The 24229-nt window shown below is 47.4% G+C and carries 21 protein-coding genes; 4 read left to right on the top strand and 17 right to left on the bottom strand.

The window, feature by feature from the left end; translation table 11 throughout:
• Nucleotides 1–80: 80 nt before the first annotated feature.
• Nucleotides 81–1100 (bottom strand): nucleoid-associated protein, encoded by a 1020-nt coding sequence (locus tag AC2CG4_RS11015; protein WP_484486303.1) that lies wholly within the window; start codon nucleotides 1098–1100, stop codon nucleotides 81–83.
• A 103-nt stretch (nucleotides 1101–1203) separates the two neighbouring features.
• Here AC2CG4_RS11015 and AC2CG4_RS11010 point away from each other — a divergent pair, with 103 nt between their 5' ends.
• The 3 genes from AC2CG4_RS11010 (at nucleotide 1204) to AC2CG4_RS11000 (ending at nucleotide 5332) form a co-directional block, all read left to right on the top strand.
• Entirely contained in the window at nucleotides 1204–1551 is a 348-nt protein-coding gene (locus AC2CG4_RS11010; RefSeq protein WP_484486302.1) for a RidA family protein, read from the top strand.
• Between the two features lie 72 nt (nucleotides 1552–1623).
• Entirely contained in the window at nucleotides 1624–2811 is a 1188-nt protein-coding gene (locus tag AC2CG4_RS11005) for a PilT/PilU family type 4a pilus ATPase (protein WP_484486301.1), read from the top strand.
• A gap of 40 nt (nucleotides 2812–2851) precedes the next feature.
• Nucleotides 2852–5332, top strand: a complete 2481-nt coding sequence (locus AC2CG4_RS11000; protein ID WP_484486300.1) for a bifunctional acetate--CoA ligase family protein/GNAT family N-acetyltransferase — start codon at nucleotides 2852–2854, stop codon at nucleotides 5330–5332.
• A 4-nt stretch (nucleotides 5333–5336) separates the two neighbouring features.
• Here the strand turns inward: AC2CG4_RS11000 and AC2CG4_RS10995 are convergent, their stop codons facing one another.
• The 11 genes from AC2CG4_RS10995 to AC2CG4_RS10945 form a co-directional block, all read right to left on the bottom strand.
• A complete protein-coding gene (locus AC2CG4_RS10995) occupies nucleotides 5337–6281 on the bottom strand; it encodes a histone deacetylase family protein (protein ID WP_484486299.1) in 945 nt (314 codons plus the stop codon).
• Between the two features lie 77 nt (nucleotides 6282–6358).
• Nucleotides 6359–7648 carry a phosphoribosylamine--glycine ligase gene (purD, locus tag AC2CG4_RS10990; RefSeq protein WP_484486298.1) on the bottom strand — a complete coding sequence of 430 codons (1290 nt, stop codon included), beginning with the start codon at nucleotides 7646–7648 and terminating at the stop codon, nucleotides 6359–6361.
• Between the two features lie 135 nt (nucleotides 7649–7783).
• Nucleotides 7784–9364 carry a bifunctional phosphoribosylaminoimidazolecarboxamide formyltransferase/IMP cyclohydrolase gene (purH, locus tag AC2CG4_RS10985; RefSeq protein ID WP_484486297.1) on the bottom strand — a complete coding sequence of 527 codons (1581 nt, stop codon included), beginning with the start codon at nucleotides 9362–9364 and terminating at the stop codon, nucleotides 7784–7786.
• A 100-nt stretch (nucleotides 9365–9464) separates the two neighbouring features.
• Entirely contained in the window at nucleotides 9465–9761 is a 297-nt protein-coding gene (fis, locus tag AC2CG4_RS10980) for a DNA-binding transcriptional regulator Fis (protein ID WP_062066283.1), read from the bottom strand.
• Complete coding sequence (gene dusB, locus AC2CG4_RS10975) at nucleotides 9758–10747, bottom strand: tRNA dihydrouridine synthase DusB (protein ID WP_484486518.1); 990 nt, start codon at nucleotides 10745–10747, stop codon at nucleotides 9758–9760. The genes fis and dusB overlap by 4 nt, the downstream gene beginning before the upstream one ends.
• Before the next feature lie 273 nt (nucleotides 10748–11020).
• Nucleotides 11021–12619 (bottom strand): DUF3426 domain-containing protein, encoded by a 1599-nt coding sequence (locus AC2CG4_RS10970; RefSeq protein WP_484486296.1) that lies wholly within the window; start codon nucleotides 12617–12619, stop codon nucleotides 11021–11023.
• A gap of 138 nt (nucleotides 12620–12757) precedes the next feature.
• Nucleotides 12758–13639: a 50S ribosomal protein L11 methyltransferase gene (prmA, locus tag AC2CG4_RS10965; protein WP_484486295.1), complete on the bottom strand. Its 882-nt coding sequence runs from the start codon at nucleotides 13637–13639 to the stop codon at nucleotides 12758–12760.
• A gap of 145 nt (nucleotides 13640–13784) precedes the next feature.
• On the bottom strand, nucleotides 13785–15125 hold the full coding sequence (accC, locus tag AC2CG4_RS10960; protein WP_062066274.1) for an acetyl-CoA carboxylase biotin carboxylase subunit: 1341 nt from the start codon (nucleotides 15123–15125) through the stop codon (nucleotides 13785–13787).
• A gap of 58 nt (nucleotides 15126–15183) precedes the next feature.
• Nucleotides 15184–15657 (bottom strand): acetyl-CoA carboxylase biotin carboxyl carrier protein, encoded by a 474-nt coding sequence (gene accB, locus AC2CG4_RS10955; protein WP_484486294.1) that lies wholly within the window; start codon nucleotides 15655–15657, stop codon nucleotides 15184–15186.
• A gap of 63 nt (nucleotides 15658–15720) precedes the next feature.
• Nucleotides 15721–16161, bottom strand: coding sequence for a type II 3-dehydroquinate dehydratase (gene aroQ / locus AC2CG4_RS10950; RefSeq protein ID WP_484486293.1), 441 nt, complete (start codon nucleotides 16159–16161; stop codon nucleotides 15721–15723).
• Between the two features lie 316 nt (nucleotides 16162–16477).
• Nucleotides 16478–18268 carry a protein-disulfide reductase DsbD family protein gene (locus tag AC2CG4_RS10945; RefSeq protein WP_484486292.1) on the bottom strand — a complete coding sequence of 597 codons (1791 nt, stop codon included), beginning with the start codon at nucleotides 18266–18268 and terminating at the stop codon, nucleotides 16478–16480.
• Between the two features lie 242 nt (nucleotides 18269–18510).
• Here AC2CG4_RS10945 and AC2CG4_RS10940 point away from each other — a divergent pair, with 242 nt between their 5' ends.
• Nucleotides 18511–19242 carry a hypothetical protein gene (locus tag AC2CG4_RS10940; protein WP_484486291.1) on the top strand — a complete coding sequence of 244 codons (732 nt, stop codon included), beginning with the start codon at nucleotides 18511–18513 and terminating at the stop codon, nucleotides 19240–19242.
• Here the strand turns inward: AC2CG4_RS10940 and AC2CG4_RS10935 are convergent.
• The 5 genes from AC2CG4_RS10935 to AC2CG4_RS10915 all read right to left on the bottom strand — a co-directional run bounded on the left by AC2CG4_RS10935 (nucleotide 19239) and on the right by AC2CG4_RS10915 (nucleotide 24103).
• Nucleotides 19239–19388, bottom strand: a complete 150-nt coding sequence (locus tag AC2CG4_RS10935; protein ID WP_484486290.1) for a hypothetical protein — start codon at nucleotides 19386–19388, stop codon at nucleotides 19239–19241. The two genes, AC2CG4_RS10940 and AC2CG4_RS10935, sit on opposite strands and share 4 nt — an antisense overlap.
• An 8-nt stretch (nucleotides 19389–19396) precedes the next feature.
• Nucleotides 19397–19753: a hypothetical protein gene (locus AC2CG4_RS10930; protein WP_484486289.1), complete on the bottom strand. Its 357-nt coding sequence runs from the start codon at nucleotides 19751–19753 to the stop codon at nucleotides 19397–19399.
• A 1879-nt stretch (nucleotides 19754–21632) separates the two neighbouring features.
• Nucleotides 21633–22019 carry a DUF7674 family protein gene (locus tag AC2CG4_RS10925; protein WP_484486288.1) on the bottom strand — a complete coding sequence of 129 codons (387 nt, stop codon included), beginning with the start codon at nucleotides 22017–22019 and terminating at the stop codon, nucleotides 21633–21635.
• 657 nt (nucleotides 22020–22676) lie between these two features.
• Nucleotides 22677–23027 (bottom strand): hypothetical protein, encoded by a 351-nt coding sequence (locus AC2CG4_RS10920; RefSeq protein ID WP_484486287.1) that lies wholly within the window; start codon nucleotides 23025–23027, stop codon nucleotides 22677–22679.
• Between the two features lie 137 nt (nucleotides 23028–23164).
• On the bottom strand, nucleotides 23165–24103 hold the full coding sequence (locus tag AC2CG4_RS10915; RefSeq protein WP_484486286.1) for a hypothetical protein: 939 nt from the start codon (nucleotides 24101–24103) through the stop codon (nucleotides 23165–23167).
• Between the last annotated feature and the right edge of the window lie 126 nt (nucleotides 24104–24229).

The following is a 24229-nucleotide window of genomic DNA, read 5'->3' as shown; positions in this document are numbered from 1 at the left end:
TATTTTATACTTTCCCGGTCGATGGCTTAAGTGATGCTTTTTTACGCGGTTATTTTTGGCTGTGAGTTCTTGGTAATACTTCAGTGTGTTTCTTTCAGGTGCTTGATTAAGCGTGCTTTCAATGATGACGGCAGATTTTTGATCGTCAACACGTCGTTTGTCGCATCATATTCAATTTCTCGCCCAAGGCATTCAGAGGCAAAGCTCATGCTTAAAGAGTCATTGCGGCCGCTGATACGAACGTAACTGCGAATTTGTCCTGCATGAGGAATAAACTCAGGTTTGAGATCTGGTTTGCTACTTTCCACATAGCGTACAAAACGCTCTGGCTCATAGCTTTTTACTTCTTCAGCGAGATTGCTGGAGAGTGCGGCGATAGTAACGGGTTTGCCGGCTTTGTTTTGTTCAAGGCAGTAATCGACGACTTTGGTGCGGGTGATTTTAGCGGTGGTTTCGTCGAGGGTTTGGCTAAAGTTATCGACGATTTGTAAGAACTCAGCAGTTTCCTGTTTGATATCCTGTTTATCGGTAAAGGCGATAAATTGTGTAAAAGCATCGGCGATATCTTTATCGCCACGGGACCGCATTAAGGTGAGATAAGTGGATGAGTCACCTGAGGTCCAATCATTGAGTTGAATTTTGGCGGCAAGGGTAAAACCACTGGTGTCGAGAAACAGGGAGTCGTCGACCGTTAACTCGCCATCAAGATAGAGTCCGCTTTGGTGTTCTACTAAATACACGCTCAATGTATCGCCCACTTCCAATTTTTCTTCCACAAAAAACACATAGGCATCCAGTAGCGATTCCGCTTTTTCCAGTGCCTGTTGGAATTGTTGCATGGCTTTGTGAGTGAAACTGGGGGCACTCAAGCGCTCCTCGCGATAATCGCGCAACCAAGCGGGCAGGGGGAATTCGCCCAGTTCATCCGAAAATCGCCCGTAACTTTTGCCGCCCTTGCGAATAAATTGGGTTTTCAATTCATAAGCCAGTTCCTCCAATTTACCCGCATTGGCAAATTCCTCCCCGCGCAATTGCAGTTCAAAAGCGCTGCCGGGTGAATGGCGATAAATACGGTGTGCAATGATGGAAGTTAAGGCCATGACTGAGGTCGCTTTATAGTGGGTTATTAAAATTGGGTAGAGCGCAAAAGGCGGCTATTATAGGCGCCAGAATTGATTTCAAACACCCTGTTGGAAAACCTACATGAATATTCAACGCTTAAATCCTGCACCGCGCTGGTCCGATGCCACTGTATATAAGGGTATCGCCCATTTTGTCGAAGTTCCTAATAATACGGATTGCGCGATGGATGAGCAGATCGCGCAAATTTTAGGGCAAGCAGATGCAACCTTAGCGGCAATTGGCAGCGACAAGTCCCGCTTGCTGTCAGCGACAATCTACATCACTCACCAAGATAATGTACCCGCACTGAATAGCGCTTGGGCGGCTTGGTTGCCTGTAGATTGCGCGCCTTCTCGCGCTTGCGTCAAAGTGGAATTGCTCGATCCTGCCATGTTGGTGGAGATTGCATTTGTTGCTGCGGTTGATTAGTACCACTTAACCTGCTTATGGGGCGATCATGTCTATACTCCTCCTATTGTTTTGTTCTTAGCGGAGTAATTTATGGCAACCCCAATCGACCAGTATCTTAATATTCTCGCCAAAAAAGACGGATCGGATTTATATCTGAGTACTGGCGCGCCACCCTGTGCCAAATTCCAAGGTGTATTGAAGCCGTTGGCCACCGAGCCGTTTAAGCCGGGTGAGATAGAAGCTATCGCCAATGCGATTATGGATGAAGAGCAGCGGGGTATTTTTGCGCACGAATTAGAAATGAATCTGGCCATTTCTATTCATGGGGTTGGCCGTTTTCGTATCAATATTTTCAAGCAGCGCAATGAGGTGGCGATAGTCGCGCGCAACATCAAAACGGATATTCCGCAATTTGATGCACTGGGTCTGCCGGAAGTATTAAAAGATGTGATTATGACTAAGCGCGGGCTGGTGTTATTTGTCGGTGGCACAGGTTCCGGTAAATCCACATCCTTGGCGGCGCTGATTGATCATCGAAACTCATCCAGCGGCGGCCATATTATAACCATTGAAGATCCGGTTGAATTTGTGCACAAACACAAACGCAGTGTGATCAACCAGCGCGAAGTGGGTGTGGATACCCGCAGTTACAAAGCCGCGTTAAAAAATACTCTGCGCCAAGCGCCTGATGTGATTTTAATTGGCGAGATTCGCGACCGCGAAACTATGGAGCACGCGCTGGAGTTTGCCGAGACCGGGCACTTGGCGATTTCCACGCTGCACGCCAACAATTCCAATCAGGCGTTGGAACGGATTATTAATTTATTTCCCGAGGAGCGCCGCCCGCAATTATTAATGGGACTGTCGCAAAATTTGCGCGCGTTTGTATCGCAGCGTTTATTGCCCACGGTGGATGGAAAACGTTGCGCCGCTGTTGAAGTGCTATTAGGCACTAAAACAATTCAGGAGTTGATTTTAAAAAGTCGGCTTACTGAAATTAAAGAGATTATGGAGAAATCTGAAAATCTCGGTATGCAGACATTTGACGGTGCAATTTTTAAATTGTTCATGGCGGGCAAGGTAAGTTTTGACGATGCAATTGCCAATGCGGATTCGCCGAATAATTTACGCCTGCGAATAAAGCTGGCAACCGATGGTGTTGCAGTGCCCAAAGCAGAAACAGCCGTTGCGACTGAACCGCAAACGCAGTCCAAGGCGCCGACCAGTTTTGGTGAATTGAGTTTGCAAAAAATTGATGATGACGACGAAAATTTATAACTGTAAAAATGGATAGATAAAAATGGTTGGCGGTAAATAAATGACAGTAAAAAGTGTTGAGCAATTACTCAAGCCTCATTCGATTGCAGTCATAGGTGCATCCAACCAGCCCAATCGCCCCGGCAATGCGGTGATGCGCAATTTACTGCAGGGGCAATTTGACGGGCCGATTATGCCGGTCACACCACACTATAAATCTGTGAATGGTGTGTTGGCTTATCGCTCGATTGATGAATTGCCGATTGTTCCCGATCTCGCCATTATTTGTACTCGTGCAACCCGTGTGCCTGCAATTATTTTGCAATTGGGGCGTAAAGGCACACGCAATGCGATTGTGATTGCGGCGGGGCTGGATAATTTATTCACCGCACAAGGCACGAACTTACAACAACAAATGCTTGCAATTGCCAAGGAATGGGGCGTAAGAATTCTTGGTCCTGATTCACTCGGTATTATCATTCCCGAATTAGGTTTAAACGCGAGCTACGCACACATCAACGCATTGCCGGGAAAAATTGCGGTAGTTTCCCAATCGTCAGCTGTATGTGTAACCCTGCTGGATTGGGCGCGTCGTCGGCGTATTGGTTTCTCACAATTTATTTCGCTAGGTGAGGGAGTCGATATCGATTTCGATGAAATTCTCGATTATCTCGGACGCGACCCGCAAACCTCGGCGATCCTCTTGTATATCGATGCAATTCACGATGGCCGTGCGTTTATGTCTGCAGCGCGCGCCGCATCGTTTAATAAACCCATTCTTGTTATCAAAGCTGGCATTTATTCTGAGAGCAGCGCATTAACATCGCGTCTGCCCGTCGAAAAAATCGGTAATGATGCGGTTTACGATGCAGCCTTTCGGCGTGCGGGTATGCTGCGCGTAGGAGATTTGCGTGAGTTACTTGCTGCTGTAGAAACTCTCGCTAATGGCAAACCAATTTACTCTGAGCAGTTGGTCATTATTGCAAATGGCAATGGCCCCAGTGCGATGGCGGTAGATGCGCTGCTGCAGCGCGGTGGTCGGCTCGCTACATTAGATGAAAAAACGGTTCAACAATTACAGCCGCTTATTCACTCTGGTGGTCGTGCGACTAACCCGATTAATTTGTTGGGCGATGCTGCGCCAGAAACCTATCAGCAAGTCTTGCACGTATTATTAAAGAGTAACAGTGTCGATAATATTCTGATTATGCAGGCGCCTTCTGCGCTCACCCACGGTGAAGTATATGCGGATGCGGTAATCAACACTTATAAAAATTATATTGGGCGCAAGCCGAATTTATTTGCCAACTGGATGGGAGAAGATGCAGCACACAATGCGCGCTTGCGTTTTGCCGACGCGAGCATTGCTTCTTTTCGTACGCCGGAAGGTGCTGTCGGTGCGTTTATGCATATGGTGCAATATCGCCGCAACCAAAAATTATTGTCGGAAACGCCTGATTCAATCAGCGATAAGGTTCCCTATCAGCCACCTCATGCACAGGCAATTATTGCGCAGGCACTTGCAGACGAGCGCAGCCAATTGACTCGCGTGGAAACAACCGCGCTGTTGACGGATTATGGAATCACTACAGTTGCTCCGATAGAAAATGCATCAGTAGATCTGAGCACATCACAACGTAAAGGAGCCTATCCATTAAGGATAGAGGTGCAAGTCGATCCTGTTTTTGGTCCGGTAATTTTATTGGGCGAAGCTGCCAGTCACTGGAGTGTGCGGCGCAATGCGGTAGTTGCTTTGCCTCCGCTAAATATGGCGCTAGCGCGCTACATGGTGATACAAGCGCTTGCCGAAGGCAAAATTCGCGAGCGTGAATTATATGTACCGCTCGATATGTCGGCTCTGTGTTTGTTGCTCACACAAATTAGCCAAATCGTAATTGACCATCCTTCGTTGCGCAGTTTGTTAATCAACCCAGTATTGGTTGCAGGTGATGATATTCGCGTATTGGAAGCGAGTGTGAATATCAGCGCGGAAAAAAATGTTCATCCGTTGGCGATCAGACCTTATCCCAAGGAACTTGAGGAGTCGTTTGTATTGCGCAATCAGCGCTCAATAGTCTTGCGTCCGATTCGTCCGGAAGATGAATTGAATTTATTGGCGTTTGATAATTCGCAAAGCAAGGAAGATAGATACAAGCGCTATTTCGCCGAACTGCCACAATTTTCCCACGAACAAATGGCGCGTTTAGCGCAAATTGATTATGCGCGCGAAATGGCATTTATCGCTGTGGCGAATAACGGTGAACACAAGGAAGAAATTCTAGGCGTAGTGCGGGTGCAAATAGACCCGGACAATACTCAAGCTGAATTTGCGATGGCTGTGCGCAGTGAATTAAAAGGCATAGGCTTGGGTGGAAAACTACTGCAAAAAATGATTGATTACTGCCGTAATCAGGGCGCGCAGCAACTGACGGGTTGTACCATGCTCGAAAATTCCGGTATGGCGAATCTTGCGCGAAAACTGGGTTTTACCGTGAAATTTAATCGTGATGACGGATTAATTGATATGACGCTTACGCTGTAAAAAATTATAGTTTTGCCAAGGCTTTGATATGCGCAACCGCGCAGCGCCCCAACCCTAATAAATCGTAACCGCCTTCCAATGTGGAAACTATACCTTTGCATTGCTGCTCCGGTGGACGTTGTTTGCTTTCATCCATCAATGCGCGCAGTTTTTGTGTGATCCAAGAATAATCCTGCTCGACCAAACTGATCGCCGACATATCGTCATCAATATACGCATCAAAACCGGCGGAAATTAATATCAATTGTGGTTTGAATTGCTCCAGTGCGGGAAACCAGCTCGCACTGATTGCACTGCGAAAGCCTTCGCTGCGGCAGGTAGCGGGCAGGGGGGTATTAATGATATGTGCGGGTACATCATCAATATTGGTGTTGGGGTAAAACGGGTATTGAAAACTTGAGCAAAATAAAACCCGCGGGTCATTAAAAAAAATATCTTGTGTGCCGTTGCCGTGGTGTACATCAAAATCGACTATAGCGACTCGCTTCAAGCCATAGGCCTCCAATGCATGTGCAGCAGCAATCGCAACATTGTTAAAAATACAAAAGCCCATTGCGCGCGCGCGTTCGGCGTGATGGCCGGGTGGGCGTACATTGCAAAACACTGCGTCGGTTTCGTTGCGCATGATCATATCGACTCCCATTACCGCTGCTCCTGCGGCATGGCGCGCGGCGCGCAATGTGTGCGGTGACAAATAAACATCATCAGCAAAGGCATCAATGCCTTCGCTGGGAATTGCGCGAGTAATTGTATGCAGGTAATCAAGCGAATGAACGCGCAACAGTTGCTCGTCGGTTACGGCAGGGGCTTCGCGTTGATACAGTAAACCATCGATACCATTTGCCATGAGTTGATTGGTGATTGCATCGATTCGCTCAGGACACTCTGGGTGACCGGCGGGCATATGGTGTTGGTGGCAGCTGGGATGACTAATCAGGGTTGCAATCATAATGGCTCCTTGCGGTAAATCTGGAGTGATAAAAAAGGAACCAGAAGGTTCCTTTTTTACTTACAGCAATTGTAATGCTATTGGTTCTGCTCACGCGCAATAGCGCGGTAGGCTATATCCTTGCGGTAGAACATACCTTTCCAGCTAATTTGCTCAGCGAGTTTGTAAGCGCGTTGCTGTGCTTCCAAAACTGTATTTCCCAATGCAGTTGCGCAGAGTACACGCCCACCGTTGGTAACGGCATTGCCATCTTTCTGCGCAGTACCCGCGTGGAAAACTTTTTCGCCCGCGATTTCTGTGGTGGGTAAACCGGAAATAATATCGCCTTTGTCATAAGCATCTGGATAGCCGCCAGCGGCCAACACAACGCCTACCGATGCGCGCGCATCCCAATCGGCAGTGGTTTTATCCAAATCACCGTTGAGTGCAGCTAAACATAGTTCAACCAAATCGGATTGCAAACGCAACATAATCGGTTGGGTTTCGGGGTCGCCAAAGCGGCAGTTATATTCGATAACTTTAGGCGTGCCCGCTGCATCGATCATCAGGCCAGCATATAAAAAACCAACGTAAGTATTGCCTTCCGCCGCCATGCCGTTCACGGTTGGGTAAATAATTTCTTGCATTACACGGTCGTGTATAGCTTGTGTGACTACAGGTGCAGGTGAATAGGCACCCATGCCACCAGTGTTAGGGCCGGTATCGCCATCGCCAACACGTTTGTGATCTTGGCTGGTTGCCATTGGTAATACATTTTTACCATCGACCATCACAATAAAGCTGGCTTCTTCGCCTGCTAAAAATTCTTCAATCACAACACGACAGCCTGCATCGCCAAACGCATTGCCCGATAACATATCGCGCACGGCGTCTTCAGCTTGTTGCAAGGTTTCGGCGACGATTACACCTTTGCCCGCAGCGAGGCCGTCAGCTTTAATGACAATCGGTGCGCCTTTTTCACGCAAGTAAGCGAGAGCGGGTTCTACTTCGATAAAATTTTGGTAATCCGCTGTCGGGATTTTGTGGCGCGCGAGAAAATCTTTGGTGAAGGCTTTTGATCCTTCCAATTGCGCCGCGCCTTTACTTGGGCCAAAGCACAATAAATTACGTGCTTGAAAATAATCAACCACACCGGCAACCAATGGCACTTCTGGCCCAACAATGGTTAAACCAACATTATTCTTTTCCGCAAAATTCGCCAGCGCTTCAAAATTCAATACATCGATAGCGACGTTTTCTAATTTTGGTTCCAGTGCAGTACCGGCGTTGCCCGGTGCAACAAATACAATTTCAACTTGCGTGCTTTGCGCCGCTTTCCACGCGAGCGCGTGTTCGCGTCCGCCGCCGCCAATAATTAATACATTCATCTTGTTCAATCCGTAGGATGGGTGGAGCGCAAGCGATACCCATCGGTGTGGTTAACAAAAGTGTTGGGTATCGCCTTTGGCTCCACCCAACCTACAGTGGTACAAATAACTCACATTCATTAATGACGCGATTTATTAATGTCTAAAGTGACGCATACCAGTAAATACCATCGCCATGCCGTGTTCGTTGGCGGCGGCGATCACTTCTTCGTCGCGCATTGAGCCGCCGGGTTGGATTACTGCAGCAATACCCACTTTGGCAGCATTGTCGATACCATCGCGGAACGGAAAGAAGGCATCGGAGGCCATTACTGAGCCAGCGACTTGCAAACCAGCGTGTTCTGCTTTGATTGCCGCTATACGAGCGGAATTTACGCGGCTCATTTGGCCTGCGCCAACACCGATAGTCTGTGAGTTCTTAGCGTAGACAATTGCATTGGATTTAACGAACTTCGCCACTTTCCAGGCGAACAACATATCGCGCAGTTCGTCTTCGGTAGGGATGCGTTTGCTCACAATTTTTAAGTCGCTAGCGGTGATCATGCCGTTGTCGCGATCTTGTACCAACAAGCCGCCATTGACGCGTTTATAATCCAATCCAGCGAAGCGCTCAGTACCCCACTCGCCGCAGGCAAGCAGGCGAACATTTTGTTTCGCTTTCACGACTTCAACAGCTTCGGCAGAAACACTGGGGGCGATAATCACTTCCACAAATTGACGTTCAACGATAGCTTGCGCAGTCGCTGCATCCAACTCGCGGTTGAAGGCAATAATACCGCCGAAGGCAGATTCGGTATCAGTTGCGTAGGCGAGGTCGTAAGCATCTTTAATGTTAGACGATACAGCAACACCGCAAGGATTGGCGTGTTTCACAATCACACAGGCTGGCTCGGTGAAGCATTTAACGGTTTCTAGCGCTGCGTCAGTGTCAGCCACGTTGTTGTACGACAGCTCTTTACCTTGCAATTGTTTGGCGGTGGCGATGCTGGCTTCCTGTGGATTTTTTTCCACATAAAAAGCAGCTTTTTGATGCGGGTTTTCACCGTAACGCATTTCTTGCGCTTTGATAAATTGGCTGTTGAAGGTGCGCGGGAAATCGGCACTGCCACCCTCTACCATGCGGCCAAAATAATTGGCGATAGCGCCGTCGTAAGCGGCGGTGTGCTCGTAGGCTTTAATCGCCAAATCGAAACGGGTTTTCAGTGAGGTGCAGCCGTTGTTGGCTTGCATCTCAGTAAGAATAGTGGCGTAGTCAGCAGCGTTAACCACGATATTAACGTGAGCATGATTTTTTGCAGCAGCGCGCACCATGGTTGGGCCGCCGATATCGATATTTTCTACGGCGTCTTCCAAAGAGCAGTCTTTGTTAGCAACGGTTTTTTCAAACGGATACAAATTCACCACAACCATATCAATCGCGTTAATACCGTGTTGTGTCATTACGCCTTCATCTATACCGCGGCGACCTAAAATACCGCCGTGTACTTTTGGGTGCAGAGTTTTAACGCGGCCATCCATCATTTCCGGGAAGCCGGTGTAGTCAGAGACTTCAATCGCAGGGATCTTGTTGTCGGTGAGTAATTTAAACGTGCCACCGGTTGATAAAATTTCTACGCCTTGGGCGTGCAGGGCTTGGGCAAATTCGACAATGCCGGTTTTATCAGACACGCTGATTAACGCGCGTTTTACTGCAACAAGATCGGAAGTGTTAGACATACTCAGTTCCCATGTAAGTGAAAAATTAAACTGTTGAAAAGCAAAAGGGGTGGAAATAAATTGCCACCCCTTTTTTGATTGCCATGCGGCGCTGGGAAAATTACAGCAGGCCGTATTGCTTTAATTTTTTACGCAGAGTACCACGGTTCAAACCCAATACTTGCGCAGCGCGGGTTTGGTTGTGGCGGGTATATTTCAATACAATTTCAAGCATAGGCGCTTCTACTTCAGCCTGTACCATTTCGTAAACGTTGCTAACCTCTTGACCATCGAGGTGTTTGAAATAGTTTTCCATTGCCTGCTCTACACAGCCGCGCAGCGATTGAGCTTGTACTGGTTGGTTTGGGTTTGCAGCTTGTGCTGGAGTTGATTCAGCAAAGAAAGTTGCGGTATTCATGCGGCTTTTTCCTCTTTCGTAAGCAGCTGTTCAAAGAAATTTTGAATGCTGGTTTGTTGTTCTTCTGCATTATCTATAGCGTTAAAGGTTTTGCGAAATGCTTCGCTGCCAGGAACCGTTTGCAAATACCAACTCGCATGTTTGCGAGCGATACGCGGGCCCATAAACTCACCATAAAAACGGTATAGCTCACGCAGATGGGTACATAAAATGTCTCTGACTTCGGTCAGCGACGGTTCGGGTAATTGCTCACCGGTACGCAGGTAATGCGCAATTTCCCGGAAAATCCAGGGACGACCTTGAGCCGCCCGTCCTATCATCACCGCTGCGGCACCTGTGTGATCTAACACGGCTTTGGCTTTGTGCGGTGAATCTATATCGCCATTGGCAAACACGGGAATTTTCACCGCACTCACGACACTGGCGATAGTGTCATACTCGGCTGCACCCAAAAAAGCATCGGCGCGGGTGCGACCGTGAAGTGCCAGCGCTTGTATGCCAGCATCTTCGGCGATGCGTGCAATACGCACCGCATTGCGTTCTTCGTTGCTCCAGCCAGTGCGAAATTTCAGCGTGACGGGTATATCCACTGCACTGACTACGGCTTGCAAAATATTAGCGACCAGTTGCTCGTCTTTTAAGAGCGCAGAACCGGCGGCTTTTTTACATACTTTTTTAGCGGGGCAGCCCATATTGATATCAATAATCTGGGCGCCATTGGCCGCATTGAGGCGCGCGGCCTCGGCCATCATTTCCGGATCACCTCCGGCAATTTGCACGGCGATGGGCTCGGCTTCACCCGTGTGATCCATTCGCAGGCTGCTCTTGCGGCTGCTCCATAAAGTGGAGTCAGCGGTCAGCATCTCCGATATCACCAACCCAGCACCCAGTGAGCGGCACAATTGACGAAAGGGGCGATCAGTCACACCTGCCATAGGCGCGAGAATGACCTGACTGTCGATACAAAAGGAGCCGATAGTAAACACGTGGTTGGCTTGTAGTGAGTGAATCGTTGTAGTTGGGGTTGTGCCGACAGTGCCGGATTCACCTGAGCTTCCCCCTGTATTAAATTTGTACAGGGTCCTGCGTAAAAGGGTCGCCATAATACCCGTTTGGGCTGGGGTTTGGAACGCAAAAAGCATAAAAAATGGCGTTTTTTTGAGCGATAAAAGTGGGTTTTTTAGCTGTTTTTGGTTGCAAAAAAGAATGAATTGATGCAGGTCGTGGAAGGCCTGCATCAAATGGAGCGGGTATCGCTATTATTTGCGCGGAATGGATATGTGGTAGTTCACTGCCTCTGCGCCTGGATCGACCAAGTCCAACGTGATATGAATTTTTTGATTCTGTGGCATAAGTTCTCGTCCAACCAGTTCGCCCCCCAGATAATCTTTGGGTATAAAGCGACGTGCCGCTACCTGATTGTTGTCTATGTCGGTAAAAACCAGAAGCAGGTCGGGAAAGGGTTGGTCAAAGGGCGCGCCATTAATCAGCATTACATCTACCGCCAATGCGCTCTCGGCTTCTGGGTGTTCGCGTACTACTAAATTGGATGCAATGATGCGGCTAGTATCAACCAGTGTTGGCACTTCGCAGCCTAGATAGGGGCAGAGAAATAAATAGCCGGTGCGATAGGGCTCGACTCTGCTGAAGTAATCGAACTTAAACCAGCCTACTTGTATTAGTAACGCAACTAGCGCCAACGCACTAAGGCTTGGCCAGAGTTTGCGCTGATACCAGCGGCGCATGCGTTTGGCATTAAATTCTATCGGTGCCGGGATAATGTTCATCAGCAGTGCGGTGCGAGAGCCATCGTAAGCGCGGATTTTGGGCTGGGTTTTGACCTGGCGCTTGGGGGTATCACTATCCGCGTTGTTGTCGTCCGGAGTTTCAAAAATACTGGGATCCAATGTGTCGGATGCGCTAGGTTGGTTGAAGCCCTGATTGCTAGGGATGCGCGCCAACTCTTCGCTGAGTACAAAGTCGTCGCCGGTCGGTGGCTTGTGGTGTGGCTCGATGTGTTCTTCTTTTTCTCCTACCAAACTAAATATCAATCCTGGTGCAGAGGTTTTGGTGGTTGTATCGGATGGTTCTACTGCCGCGTCATGGTTGTATTCAGTGTTGACTGCATTGCTAGAAGATAGCTCGTCATCTGCAAGTTGTTCTTCGGTCTTGGGTTTAAGTAGTCCTAATTGAGGTGTTTCATTCTCATCCTCAATCAGCATTTCCGCCCAAGATTCATCGGCTGCGCTGGCAGGATCTTCACTTGTGTCTTTGTTGCTAATTTTGCGCTCGAACAGCGACACCTCTGCTTTGGGGGTCGAGTCTATATCGATAAAGCCATCAAACTCGTAGTCTGTGTCGTCGGTTTTACTATCATCCATGTCGTCGCTAATCAGCAGGTCATCCGTTTCATCAAGGGGTGATTTTTTGATGGTACGCATGACCGGTTTAGCTGCTGCGGGTTTTGTTGCGGGCGCGGCGGTAACAGATGCCTTGGGGGGCTCAACTGGTGGCGGTTTGATTGCACTTAATATCGCGGGTTGCGCGGTGGTAGTGGCCGATTTGCTGGCAGGAGCTTGAGTTTGTGTTGTCACCCTTGTCGTTGGTGGTGTTTTTGCGGGTACGGTTTTTGTTGCTGCAGCGGTGACGCTGGGCTTTGCTGTTGCAATGCTAGATGGGGATGATGCAGTGTTATTTTTTGCCGGCGTTGCAGCCACATATTCCTGAGCCTTGAAGACATGCAAGCAGGAGCCACAGCGAACCGCACCCTTGGCGGATTGCAGCTGGCTGGGGGTCACACGAAAAGCTGTCCCGCATTTGGGGCAGCGAGTGATCATTTGGTTGCTAGCAGAGGTCATGGTTTATTGGCTCTTAACACAGAGGGGGCAGGAGAACCCCGGTCAGTTTCTTGGTGCAGTTTAACAGTGTAACTAGCGGGAGCCGCAGGGTAAATTCCAGCGACAGCCGGTCGTTGTATTCTCCATCGGCAATGCCAACTAGCTCACCTTTGTGGCGGTTAAACGCACCCACTCTTCTTGCTCGGCGATAGGGTCAAACACAAACCAGGGTTTATAGGCCGCCATGACTGATTCAGCCTGCACCGATAAAATCCCTGAAAGGCAGAGTTTCCCCCCAATTTTGGTCATGGCGCTCAGTGCGGGTGCAAGTTCTGCCAGTGGGCCAGCGAGTATGTTGGCGAGCATTACGTCTACCTGTACTGCCGGACATTGGGGTGGCAAGTAGACCGGCATTGCATCTTCCGGCAGCTGATTGCGCTTGGCGTTTTCGGTGGTAGCAAGCAAGGCTTGCGGATCTATATCCACGCCGATCACTTTTTTGGCTCCCAACAAGAGGGTGGCTATGCCGAGAATTCCTGAGCCGCAGCCGTAATCGATCACCTCTTTACCGCTAAAGTCTTGCTGATCAATCCATTGCATGCACAGAAATGTGGTCGGATGAGTGCCGGTGCCAAAGGCGAGACCTGGGTCGAGCATCAGGTTAACTTTGTCTGGTTCCGGCGGATGCTGCCAGCTGGGGCAAATCCACAGGCGTTCGCCGCAGCGGATGGCATGATAGTTGGACATCCACTCCCGCTCCCAATCCTTATCTTCCAGCTGCTCCCAGTAGTGTTCGGGCAGTGGGTTGCCAAAGCGCCGCTCGGCGATGGCAACTGTTTTGGCGGTATCGATTTCTGCATCGAACAAACCGGTGATCTTAACGCTATCCCAGAGTGGGGTCTCGCCTAAGCCGGGTTCGAGAATAGGTTGGTCGGCATTATCTTGCAGGGTAACGGACGCTGCTCCGCAGGCGAGCAGTGAATCTTCGAGCGATTCCGCATAGCGGCGCGAGCTGATAATTTTGAGTTGTAACCAAGGCATAAAATAAATTCTTGCTGATGAATTTGTCGTGGGACGAGTTTTTGTCCCGCTGAAATCTTGCAGTTGAAATGATGGTCGCAAATAAGCAGTGACGCAATGTAAAAGGGCGCGATAAATCGCGCCCCTTCGGGTTAATCGGCTGGTATTACTCGGCCAATTTCTTTTCCAGGTAGTGGATGTTTACGCCACCTTTGCGGAATTCCGGGTCCCGCACCAGCATTTGCTGCAGCGGGATATTGGTGCGAATGCCGTCGACAATGGTTTCATCCAGTGCGTTGCGCATACGGCTCAGGGCGATCTCGCGGGTATCACCATAGGTGATAATTTTCGCGATCATTGAGTCGTAATTCGGCGGCACGGTATAGCCATTGTACAAGTGTGAATCCACTCGCACGCCTAAACCGCCCGGCGCATGGAAACCTTTTACCAGGCCGGGGCAGGGCATAAAGGTTTTCGGGTCTTCTGCGTTGATACGGCATTCAAACGAGTGACCGCGAATGATCACATCGGATTGTTTGATTGACAGTGGCAAGCCCGAACAAACGCGGATTTGCTCCTTGATCAAATCGATGCCGGTCACCATTTCGGATACCGGATGCTCAACCTGAATACGGGTGTTCATCTCGATAAAGTAGAAACGGCCATCTTCGTACAAGAATTCAAAAGTACCGGCGCCTTTGTAGCCAATATCAATACAGGCTTTGGTGCAAGCGGCATAGGTCGCTTCGCGCACATCTTGCGGAATGCCGGGAGCGGGTGCTTCTTCCAGTACTTTTTGGTGGCGGCGTTGCAGCGAACAATCGCGGTCACCCAAGTGGATCGCGTGGCCTTGGCCGTCAGACAGAATTTGCACTTCCACGTGACGTGGGTTCTGTAAAAATTTCTCCATGTACACAGTGTCATCGCCAAAGGCAGCTTTAGCTTCGCCTTGGGTTACATGGATGGAGTTGATCAGTGCTGCCTCGGTATGTACCACGCGCATGCCGCGACCACCGCCACCAGCGGCGGCTTTGATGATAATCGGGTAGCCGATGCGCTTGGCGATCTTCATGCACTCTTCGGGATCTTCGGGCAGTGGGCCATCTGAACCTGGCACGGTAGGAACGCCCGCTTTTTTCATTGCTTTAATCGCTTCAACCTTGTCGCCCATCATGCGGATTACCGCTGGATCCGGGCCGATAAAGGTGAAGCCGCTTTTTTGCACGCGCTCGGCAAAGTCAGCGTTTTCAGCGAGAAAGCCGTAGCCGGGGTGAACGGCTTCGGAATCGGTGATTTCCATCGCGGCGATAATTGCCGGTACATTTAAGTAGCTTTTGGGTGATGGGTTTGGGCCAATACAGACGGATTCATCTGCCAGGCGTACGTGTTTTAAATCGCGGTCAATTTGTGAATGGACAGCAACTGTCTTGATGCCCATTTCCTTGCAGGCGCGCAATACACGCAATGCGATTTCGCCGCGATTGGCGATCAAAATTTTATCGAACATAAACCAGTTCCTCAGCGATTAGCGATTGGGGTGCCCTGTAGGCAACCGCAATGGTTGATTAAACAATGGTCACTAAAGGCTGATCGAATTCAACTGGGTTGCCGTCTTCCACCAAAATCGCTTCGATGATGCCAGTTTTGTCGGCTTCGATTTGGTTCATCATTTTCATCGCTTCGATAATGCAGATTACGTCGCCCGCTTTTACGTGTTTGCCCACTTCAATAAACATAGGTGAGCCTGGGCTTGGTGAGCGGTAGAAGGTGCCAACCATTGGCGATTTCACTACATGGCCAGCAGTTGCCGGTGCCGCTGGGGCTGCTGCAGGTGCGGCGGCAACCGGAGCTGCTGCTGGCGCTGCAGCGGCAGGTGCTGCAGGCATAGCGTAACCAGCAGGCGCTGGTGCGCTGAAGTATTGGGTGGTGCCACTGTTACGGGCGATGCGCACAGACTCTTCGCCTTCTTTGATTTCCAGTTCGCCGATGTTGGATTCTTCCAGCAGCTCGATCAATTTTTTAATTTTGCGAATATCCATAAAATCCTCTCTGTAACAAGGTGTGTTGTGATTGTTATTGGCAGGGCCAAATTAATAAAAGCGTTACTGTTTAACGAGTTTGAATGCAGCTTGTAGTGCCAGTTCATAACTGGTGGCACCAAAACCGCAGATGACGCCGTGGGCGACATCAGAAAAATAAGAGTGGTGACGAAAGGCTTCGCGTTTGTGCACGTTGGATAGGTGTACTTCGATAAATGGAATGCCGACCCCTAACAATGCATCGCGCAGGGCGACACTGGTGTGGGTAAACGCAGCGGGATTGATGATGATGAAATCGACACCTTCTTTGCGCGCATCGTGAATGCGGTCAATCAGTTCGTATTCAGCGTTGCTTTGCAGGGTTTGCAGATGATGGCCAGCCGCTATGGCGATCTGGGTCAGGGTGCGGTTGATATCATCAAGCGTAGTTGCACCATAGATGTCTGGTTCGCGCAGGCCTAACAAATTCAGATTGGGGCCGTGAAGTACCAAAATGGTTGCCATTAACAGTGATCCTGCGGTGATATTCTGGTTTTATGCTGAGACTCGCAACGAAAGCGCAAGTTCAGCTTGCCGGGGATTTCAAAGTGGGAGGAGTTTGCCGCAAAAAGCAGGATATGTCCACGATGCCCGCGAAATTTTGTTTAGATGGCAGAAAATGCCTGCATGATTGAAGAAGTTATTCGCGATAGTGTTAAGCAGGAGGGTGGAAATAGCCGTTTTGCTCGATTATCCCCGCATCTTGCCCCCATGTTAGCGGCAAGATGTGAGAAGTTGCAAAATGTTGCAGGCAAGTGTGGCGAAAACAATCAAAAAGCAATTACTTTGCGGTTATTTTCGCTTTTAGTGTGTCGATAATCAGGTCTTGTGTTAGCAGTTGCGGTAAAACGATTGCTTTATCGGTGCTGCCGGCGGGGAACCAGAGGTACAAAGGCACACCACTGCGACCATATTCTTGCAGAAGTTCAGTGATTTTCGGGTCAGTATTCGTCCAATCGCCTTTAATTGTCGCCACATTTAGCTCATCAAAGGTTTGCTCAACGGCCTGAGTGTGAAGTGCAATTCGCTCATTGGCGAGGCAGGTCAGGCACCAATCAGCGGTCAAGTTGATAAATACTGGCCGACCTTCGGCGCGTAGTGAGGTGACAAGTTCAGGGCTGTAAGCTTGCCAGCGGCCAGTCGGTGTTTGGTTTTGGTTTGCGGAGCTTTGCCAAACCAGGACAACTGCAATTATCCAACTGGCGGCGATGCTAATCCGGCGCACTAGCTGCCAAAATCCCCGCGCGTCGCGTCCCAACAGCCAGCAGCCAAAGGCGATGGCGACAGCACCAACGCATAGTGCTGCCATACCGCTAACGCTGGTTTGACGGCCGAAAACCCACAGCAGCCAGATTGCACTAAGGTAAAGAGGAAAGGCGAGGAATTGCTTGAGGTTATCCATCCAGGCCCCGGGTTTGGGCAAGCGCTCGGCCAACGCGGGCAAGTAACAAAGTACTAATAAGGGTAATGCCATGCCAAAACCCAAGGCGGCAAATACGGCAAGGCAGGCAATGGCTGGTTGGGTTAAGGCAAAACCGAGTGCGGCCCCCATAAAAGGTGCGGTGCAGGGGCTGGCGACCACGGCTGCCAATACGCCGGTAAAGAAAGAGCCGCTCAGGCCGGATTTTTGGGTCAGGTTTTGGCCGGTTCCCATCAGGCTGCTGCCAACATTGATCAGGCCTGACATGCTCAAACCCATCACAAAAAATAAATAGGCGAGGGCGGCGATGAGGCCCGGCGACTGCAGCTGAAAGCCCCAGCCAATTGCTTCACCACCTTTGCGTGCAATGAGCAAAGCTATCGCGAAACCCACAAAACACACCACTATACCAAGGGTATAGGCCCAGCCGTGGGTAACCAGTCGCGAACGATCTGCGGCCGCCAAGCTCATTACCTTAATAGAGAGCACCGGAAACACACAGGGCATCAGGTTGAGAATCATGCCGCCTAGCAATGCAAAAATAATGGCCTGAAATATCCAGCTAGAATCGGTTGTGGTGACGGTAGATGATGCTTTTGTTGGCGCAGTTGTTGATTCAACGGCAGATGCTGATAAGTTTGGATTTTGCTCTGTCACCGATGCGTTTGCGGGGTCAATCGCCAGTGTCAGTTTTTGTGGTGGATAGCAGAGGCCTGCATCGGCGCAGCCTTGGTATTCCAGTTTTAGATTAAATGCCTTGTCGATACCTGCCAAATCAAAACTGGCCGACACTTCATGGTAGTGAACCATGGTCTCACGTTCAAATAGCTCGTCATACTTCATCTTGCCTGGCGTGTAAGACGGAGATATTTGGCTATTGTTATCGGGGCGAAAAATAAAACGCTCCTCATACAAATAGTAGCCTTCCGCTATTTGCCAATGCAGAACCAGTTTGCCTTGGGTGATGATGTAGCTGGGTTTGAATGCGTCGGCAACGGGTAAAAACTCGTCCTGACTGCTAAGTAAGCTGGAATTTAGTGTATTGCTACTGGTGAAAGATCCAGGTTTTTGCGTCAAAAAATCTTCGGCAGTACTCAGTTGGGTAAATAGCATACTGAGTAGCAATAAAGCGTTCATGCTGAGTTGAGACAAAAGGCCAAGTCTTGGTCGGTACACATTAAACATGGTATGAGGCGTTTCCCGGTTTAAAAGTAAATGTTGGTGAGCGGGCAATAGTGCCCGGCGACGCGACTTACAGTAACATACGCGGCCTATAGACAACCGGTAATAAAGATCATTCTATCGCTGTTTGGTTTTTCTTTTGCGATTAGATGTTCGGGTGGTCTGGTAAATCAATGTATGGATTGTCTAACGAGATTATCGAGAAGGGTGTTATGCGTAATTCTATTGGTCGCAGTGGTTTATTGGCTGTTTTGGTGTGTTCGCTCAGTGCTTGCCAGATCCCCTTTTATGCCAATCAGAAAAAACAACCTGCTCCTGCTCCTGTGCCCCAAGTGCAGCCTAAACCCGTCATTACCAAAGAGCAGCAAGCAGTAAAACTGTTGATTCTCAATGGTGAATATACCCTGGCGCACGACCAGCTACTCACCCCCCACAATGACAACGCATACGATTACTTTCGTGCAGCACTCAAGTTGGACCCCAATAACACCCGCGCCAAAGGTGGCCTGCAGGGTATTGTTATGCGCTATGTAGATCTCGCTCGTCAGGCGGCGGCTCGCGGCAATTACTCGCAGGCAACCACAATGCTCAATAATGCACGCATTGTTGATCCGACTAACTTGCTAATTAAAGAAGTAGCAACCGGATTGGCGGAACAAATTAAATCAGCCCCTCCAGTAGAGCCTTATCGTGGCGGCGCAAATGAATTTTTACTCGATGCAAGTTTGCTTGGCAAAGATGATCCGCAAATTATCGCCAAGCTAACCGGAATCGCACAAAAACTAAAAGCAACTAATAGTCTGGCGATTATCATTGCGCGCACCGATGTGGAAGGGCGCTGGATCTACCAAAAAATGCGCGATGCAGTGCCGGGTTATAGAGTGCGTGGCGACATCAAATTAGGCAGCCCGCCTCGTGTGCAGTTAGTACCTGTTGCAAACTAATGTTCGGTGCCTGAATAAATCCACATAGGTTTCGTTTTGCTTGCACGAACAAAACCTACAGATTTATAAAACTCAACAGCCTCACCGTCAGCAGTCAACATTTGCTGATGGAAGTGACCATAAATGGAATTTAAGGCTGCCATCATTTTTCTACCTATTCCTTGCCTTTGGTATCCAGGGTGTACTCTGGGGCCGAACAAGCACCATATTTAAATATGCCAAAGCCAAAACACTCACCGGCAAACTCAAAACCTTTATTTAAATGACTAAACTTCAAAACCCCTTCTGAGGTGGATATAACACTATTTGGTCCAGTAAATTCTCCAATAGGATAATTATAAGCTAACGCTCCATCGCTATTCACGACCTCTAATGAAACTCCGCTCACCGGCAAGCCGTTACCATCTACGAAGCTGTAAATAAATTCGGTACTCGGGAACGCGCCATCTAGATTTGCACTAACACAACCTTGCAGGATTATTAAGGAAATTAGGGTGAAGATAACTTTCATATTTAAGCCTAACGTTGCGTTCACCTGCGAATTGTAAGTAGCGCGTTGCGATAAACTTAGCGCAGCGATATTGCAAAAGCGCTACTTACAATTCGTCGGGTGCAACGCCTTGTTACAAACTACGGTTTTAGCTTTGCTTAACGAAAAGCCAAAAAGATTTTTCTAGCAAAGCCAAAAACCAACTTTCCGAAGCGGTAGAGAAAAAACGACAATACCACAACGGTTAAAATACAAAACCTGCTTAGCAAGGTGCGAATAAAACCTTCGTTCTTTCCATTGCTATGGAATTCACACTTCCGAAGCATAAGACAAAAAACACTCATTCTTCAACTTGCTAAGAAAACAAAACTAGCCGAAGCGGAAAACCCAAAACATTCATACTTCAAATAATACAGCTTTTGCTTTTGCGGTGTTTCCGAAGCTGTAGCTTTAAAATTCTTGCCCTTTGTAACGTTGCGATAACCGGTGGATTTTAAGTAGCATTTTTGCCGTAAAATGCAGCGAAGCGGAATGGCAAAAATGCTACTTAAAAACCATCCGGTTCATTGCCTTGTTACGTGATATTGCTTTTGTGAAGAATTTTCCGAAACGGGAGGGAAGCTTTTGCTTTGCCTTTCCGTGCAAACCAACAAGCCTAAAACTTGATGGAACTTTACCCAAAATTGGGAAATAACAAAAGCAAAAATTAACCAAAGCCAAACTTGCATTTCAGCTTTTAAAGCAAAACCTGCAAGAGTACAAACCAGACAAAACCTTCACATTATTCAAACCGCTACAGCGTAAAAACTAGCCGAAGCATAAAACCAAAAAAACGTTCATTCTCGAAAATACCGGTTTTGCTTTTACGTACTTTCAGGTTTGCACAAGCTAAAACGCTTTGACCACGTAACGTTGCGTTCACCTGCGGATTGTAAGTAGCGCGTTGCGATAAACTTAGCGCAGCGATATTGCATAAGCGCTACTTACAATTCGTCGGGTGCAACGCTTTGTTACAAACTACGGTTTTAGCCTTGCTCAACGAAAAACCAAAAAGCTTTTTCTAGCAAAGCCCAAAACCAACTTTCCGAAGCGGTAAAGAAAAAAAGACAATACCACAACGGTTAAAATACAAAACCTGCTTAGCAAGGTGCGAATAAAACCTTCGTTATTTCAAAAGCTACGAAGCTCGCACTTTCCGAAGCAGGAAACAAAAAACACTCATTCTTCAACTTGCTAAGAAAACAAAACTAGCCGAAGCGGAAAACCCAAAGCATTCATACTTCAAATAATACAGCTTTTACGTTTGCGGTGTTTCCGAAGCTGTAGCTTTAAAATTCTTGCCCTTTGTAACGTTGCGATAACCGGTGGTTTTTAAGTAGCACTTTTGCCGTAAAATGCAGCGAAGCGGAATGGCAAAAATGCTACTTAAAAGCCATCCGGTTCATTGCCTTGTTACGTGATAATTCTTTTATGATGATGTTGCTGAAGCAGAAAGGAAGCTTTTGCTTTGCCTTCCAATGCAAACCAACACGCCTAAAAATTGATGGAACTTTACCCAAAAATGGGAAATAACAAAAGCTGAATTTAACCAAAGCCGAACTGGCATTTCGGTTTATAAAGCAAAACCTGCAAGAACACAAACCAGATAAAACCTTAGCATTCTTCAAACCGCTACAACGAACAAACTGTGCCGAAGAAGAATAACCAAAAACATTCGTTCTTCAAAAAAAACGGTTTTGCTTTTGCGTACTTTCAGAATTGCACAAACCAAAACTCTAAGACCACGTAACGTTGCGTTCACCTGTGGATTGTAAGTAGCGCGTTGCGATAAACTTAGCGTAGCGATATTGCATAAGCGCTACTTACAATTCGTCAGGTGCAATGCCTTGTTATGCAGGACTTAAATGCCTGCGATGTTGACGCCCGTGAACTTGTTCCACGACCTACAAAACTCCTTTGATCTTTCACCAAGTAAAGAAACAAAATGTTCCGGCTTTATAGTAGATGGAGTTCTATTTAGCACGTTTTCAAAAAAGCAGGTGCATGCTGCATTTGCAGGCTTTTCACCATTCTCTATGGTGCTTTCCATAAACTCAAATATGGCAGAAGCGTTTTCCAAAGAGTTACTCTCCAGTTTCTTACATGCAACGTGAGCAAATGCAGTAAAAATACCATGAATTGTAGATTCTGCTCCGTTGTTAAAAAGGCAACCTCCAGAGTTCCAATAAGATTTGAACTCTGGAACTAAGTGGGAAAATAACTCTTCATAAGTTGAGATATTGCTCATATATTTCTTTGCATAACGTTGCGTTCACCTGCGAATTGTAAGTAGCGCGTTGCGATAAACTTTGCGTAGCGATATTGCAAAAGCGCTACTTACAATTCGTCTGGTGCAACGCCTTGTTAAGTATTTGGTGGTTTAAAAAACGAAAGCATGAGTTTTTGAAGCAGTAACTACATGCGCCCGATAAAAAGTAATGTGATGAAGATTACCGCATTTTAGCTTATTGGCAAGAGTTCAAAAAGAACGCGAACTTTTGACCGCAGCAGACTTTTAAAAACTACCTGCCAATTTAATGTGCGCAAGCTGCGGCACGTGATAAACCTAACAGAGTTGTTCTGTGCTGTGTTGGGCAGTACGCTGAACTTTCTGCGAACGAATAGCGATTTCGTTTGAAACACAAACTTCGAAGAGCAAAAGGCTTTAATTGCAAACTTGCCAAGTGCGACTCTTGCTTAGAGTAAGCACGGCTCAAAAAGTACGAAAGCGTTCCCGACTGCACAAAGCAAAAAACAAAACCCGAATATTTAACGCTGAGTTCAGCCGCAGTTTGTAAGTTGTTTTTTTGTGGGGTACTTTTGCGTAGCAAAACCATAAAAAAACAACTTACAAACTGTCGAGTGCGCGAAGCGCACGGTGCTGGAACGATTTGTTATGATTTTTTTAAAATTCATTAATGGTTCCACCTGTAGGAAGAATTACCGGTATTGAAAATTTAACTTTTGTAATTGCTATTTGTTCAATACCACTTTCATTTTTCTTTCCTAAGCTAATGCTTCCAAGAAAGACTCCAACCCCTTCGGATGAACCCTTTTTGTCTGTGGACGTTAGAGCAACATCAAATTCTATGTTTTGAGGCATTGAATCTTTGTATGTATTCCATGTGCCGTCTTTTTGAAACTGAACTCCCGCAGGATTAATTATTGCTCCTCTTGCCGATACAGCTTCTTGAGCAGCGGCGGCACCTTCAACTATTTGCTCTATCGTAGCTTTTACAAATTCTTTCAATTCCATGATGGTGCCTCGCTTATTAGTTCATAACGCCGCGATAAACGGTGGTTTTTAAGTAGCACTTTTGCCATAAAATGGAGCGAAGCGGAATGGCAAAAGTGCTACTTAAAAACCATCCGTTTGATTGCTTTGTTATACATTTACCTTTTAGTGATTGGCTGTTCGACTTCTTCAATTGGCTTTTCAGCCTCGCGAGACTTTTCCTCCTGCTTTGAAAAAGCGCTAACATTACCAATATTCCAATGCTGAAACGCCTCTTTAATTTGAAGCCAGCTTGCGTTAGCTCCGAAAGCCTCAAGGTAAAATTTCCCGAAATTTATTGCATGCCTTCTTTCTCCATTTTTCAAGGATTCATGCATATATGAATTTGCAAAAATAAATGAATACCTTGCCAATGCAGCAAACAAACCTATAACAATTAGACCCCTGAATGTAATAAACAGGAAGTACGTCCAGCTGAAACCTTTTCCATTATGAAATGACGCAGCTCCATTAAGGCTAGCGAAAATTATAAAACCTATTCCTATTACAATTGACAGTGCTCCGAATACTGACCAATATTTTGAAATTGTATGAAATTGTTTTTCTTTTTCTTCCAGCCCGAGAAGCGCAGTATTCACATATGTTTCTGATTTTGTTTCAATTTGTTTGCGACTTTCCTCGGTATATTTTAGCTTTTCTTTTTCCAGTTCGTCTTGAGCTTTTTTTAATGCTGACTCCCTTTCAGAAAGCTCTCGCTCAAGTCTATTTCTTAATTCTTCAGTCTCTAAAAGCCTTTCCTGGAAATGTTCTTCCATCTGCTTTTGACGTTGAAACATGCTTTCCTGTCTTTTTTCGAAAAGCTTTTCTCTTTCTTCTAGAACCGCTTGAAATTCCTTTTCACGATTAAGGTATTCCTTTTTTAGGCGGTTTCTATTTTCATTAAGTTGTGACTCTTGCTGGCTTATTATTGCTTGCTGTTTGGCCAGTTGCTCCTGCAGATCCTTCTCTCTTTCGGCCAACTCCGTGAACATTAAAGTATATTCATTTCGCTTTTTCCGTTCTTTTTCAACGAACTCAATCATTTCTTCATTGGCCATTATTTATTCCTTGTATAACGCCGTGGTAAACGGCAGAATTTAAGTTGCGGCTTTGTGGAATACTTTTGCGTAGCAAAACCACAAAGCCGCAACTTAAATTCTGTCCAGTGGAGCGAAGCGTAACGG

The organism is Cellvibrio sp. ATLC23 (assembly GCF_057196725.1).
The sequence above is the reverse complement of the archived record's forward strand: the minus strand, read 5'-3'. Positions and strand labels throughout refer to the sequence as shown.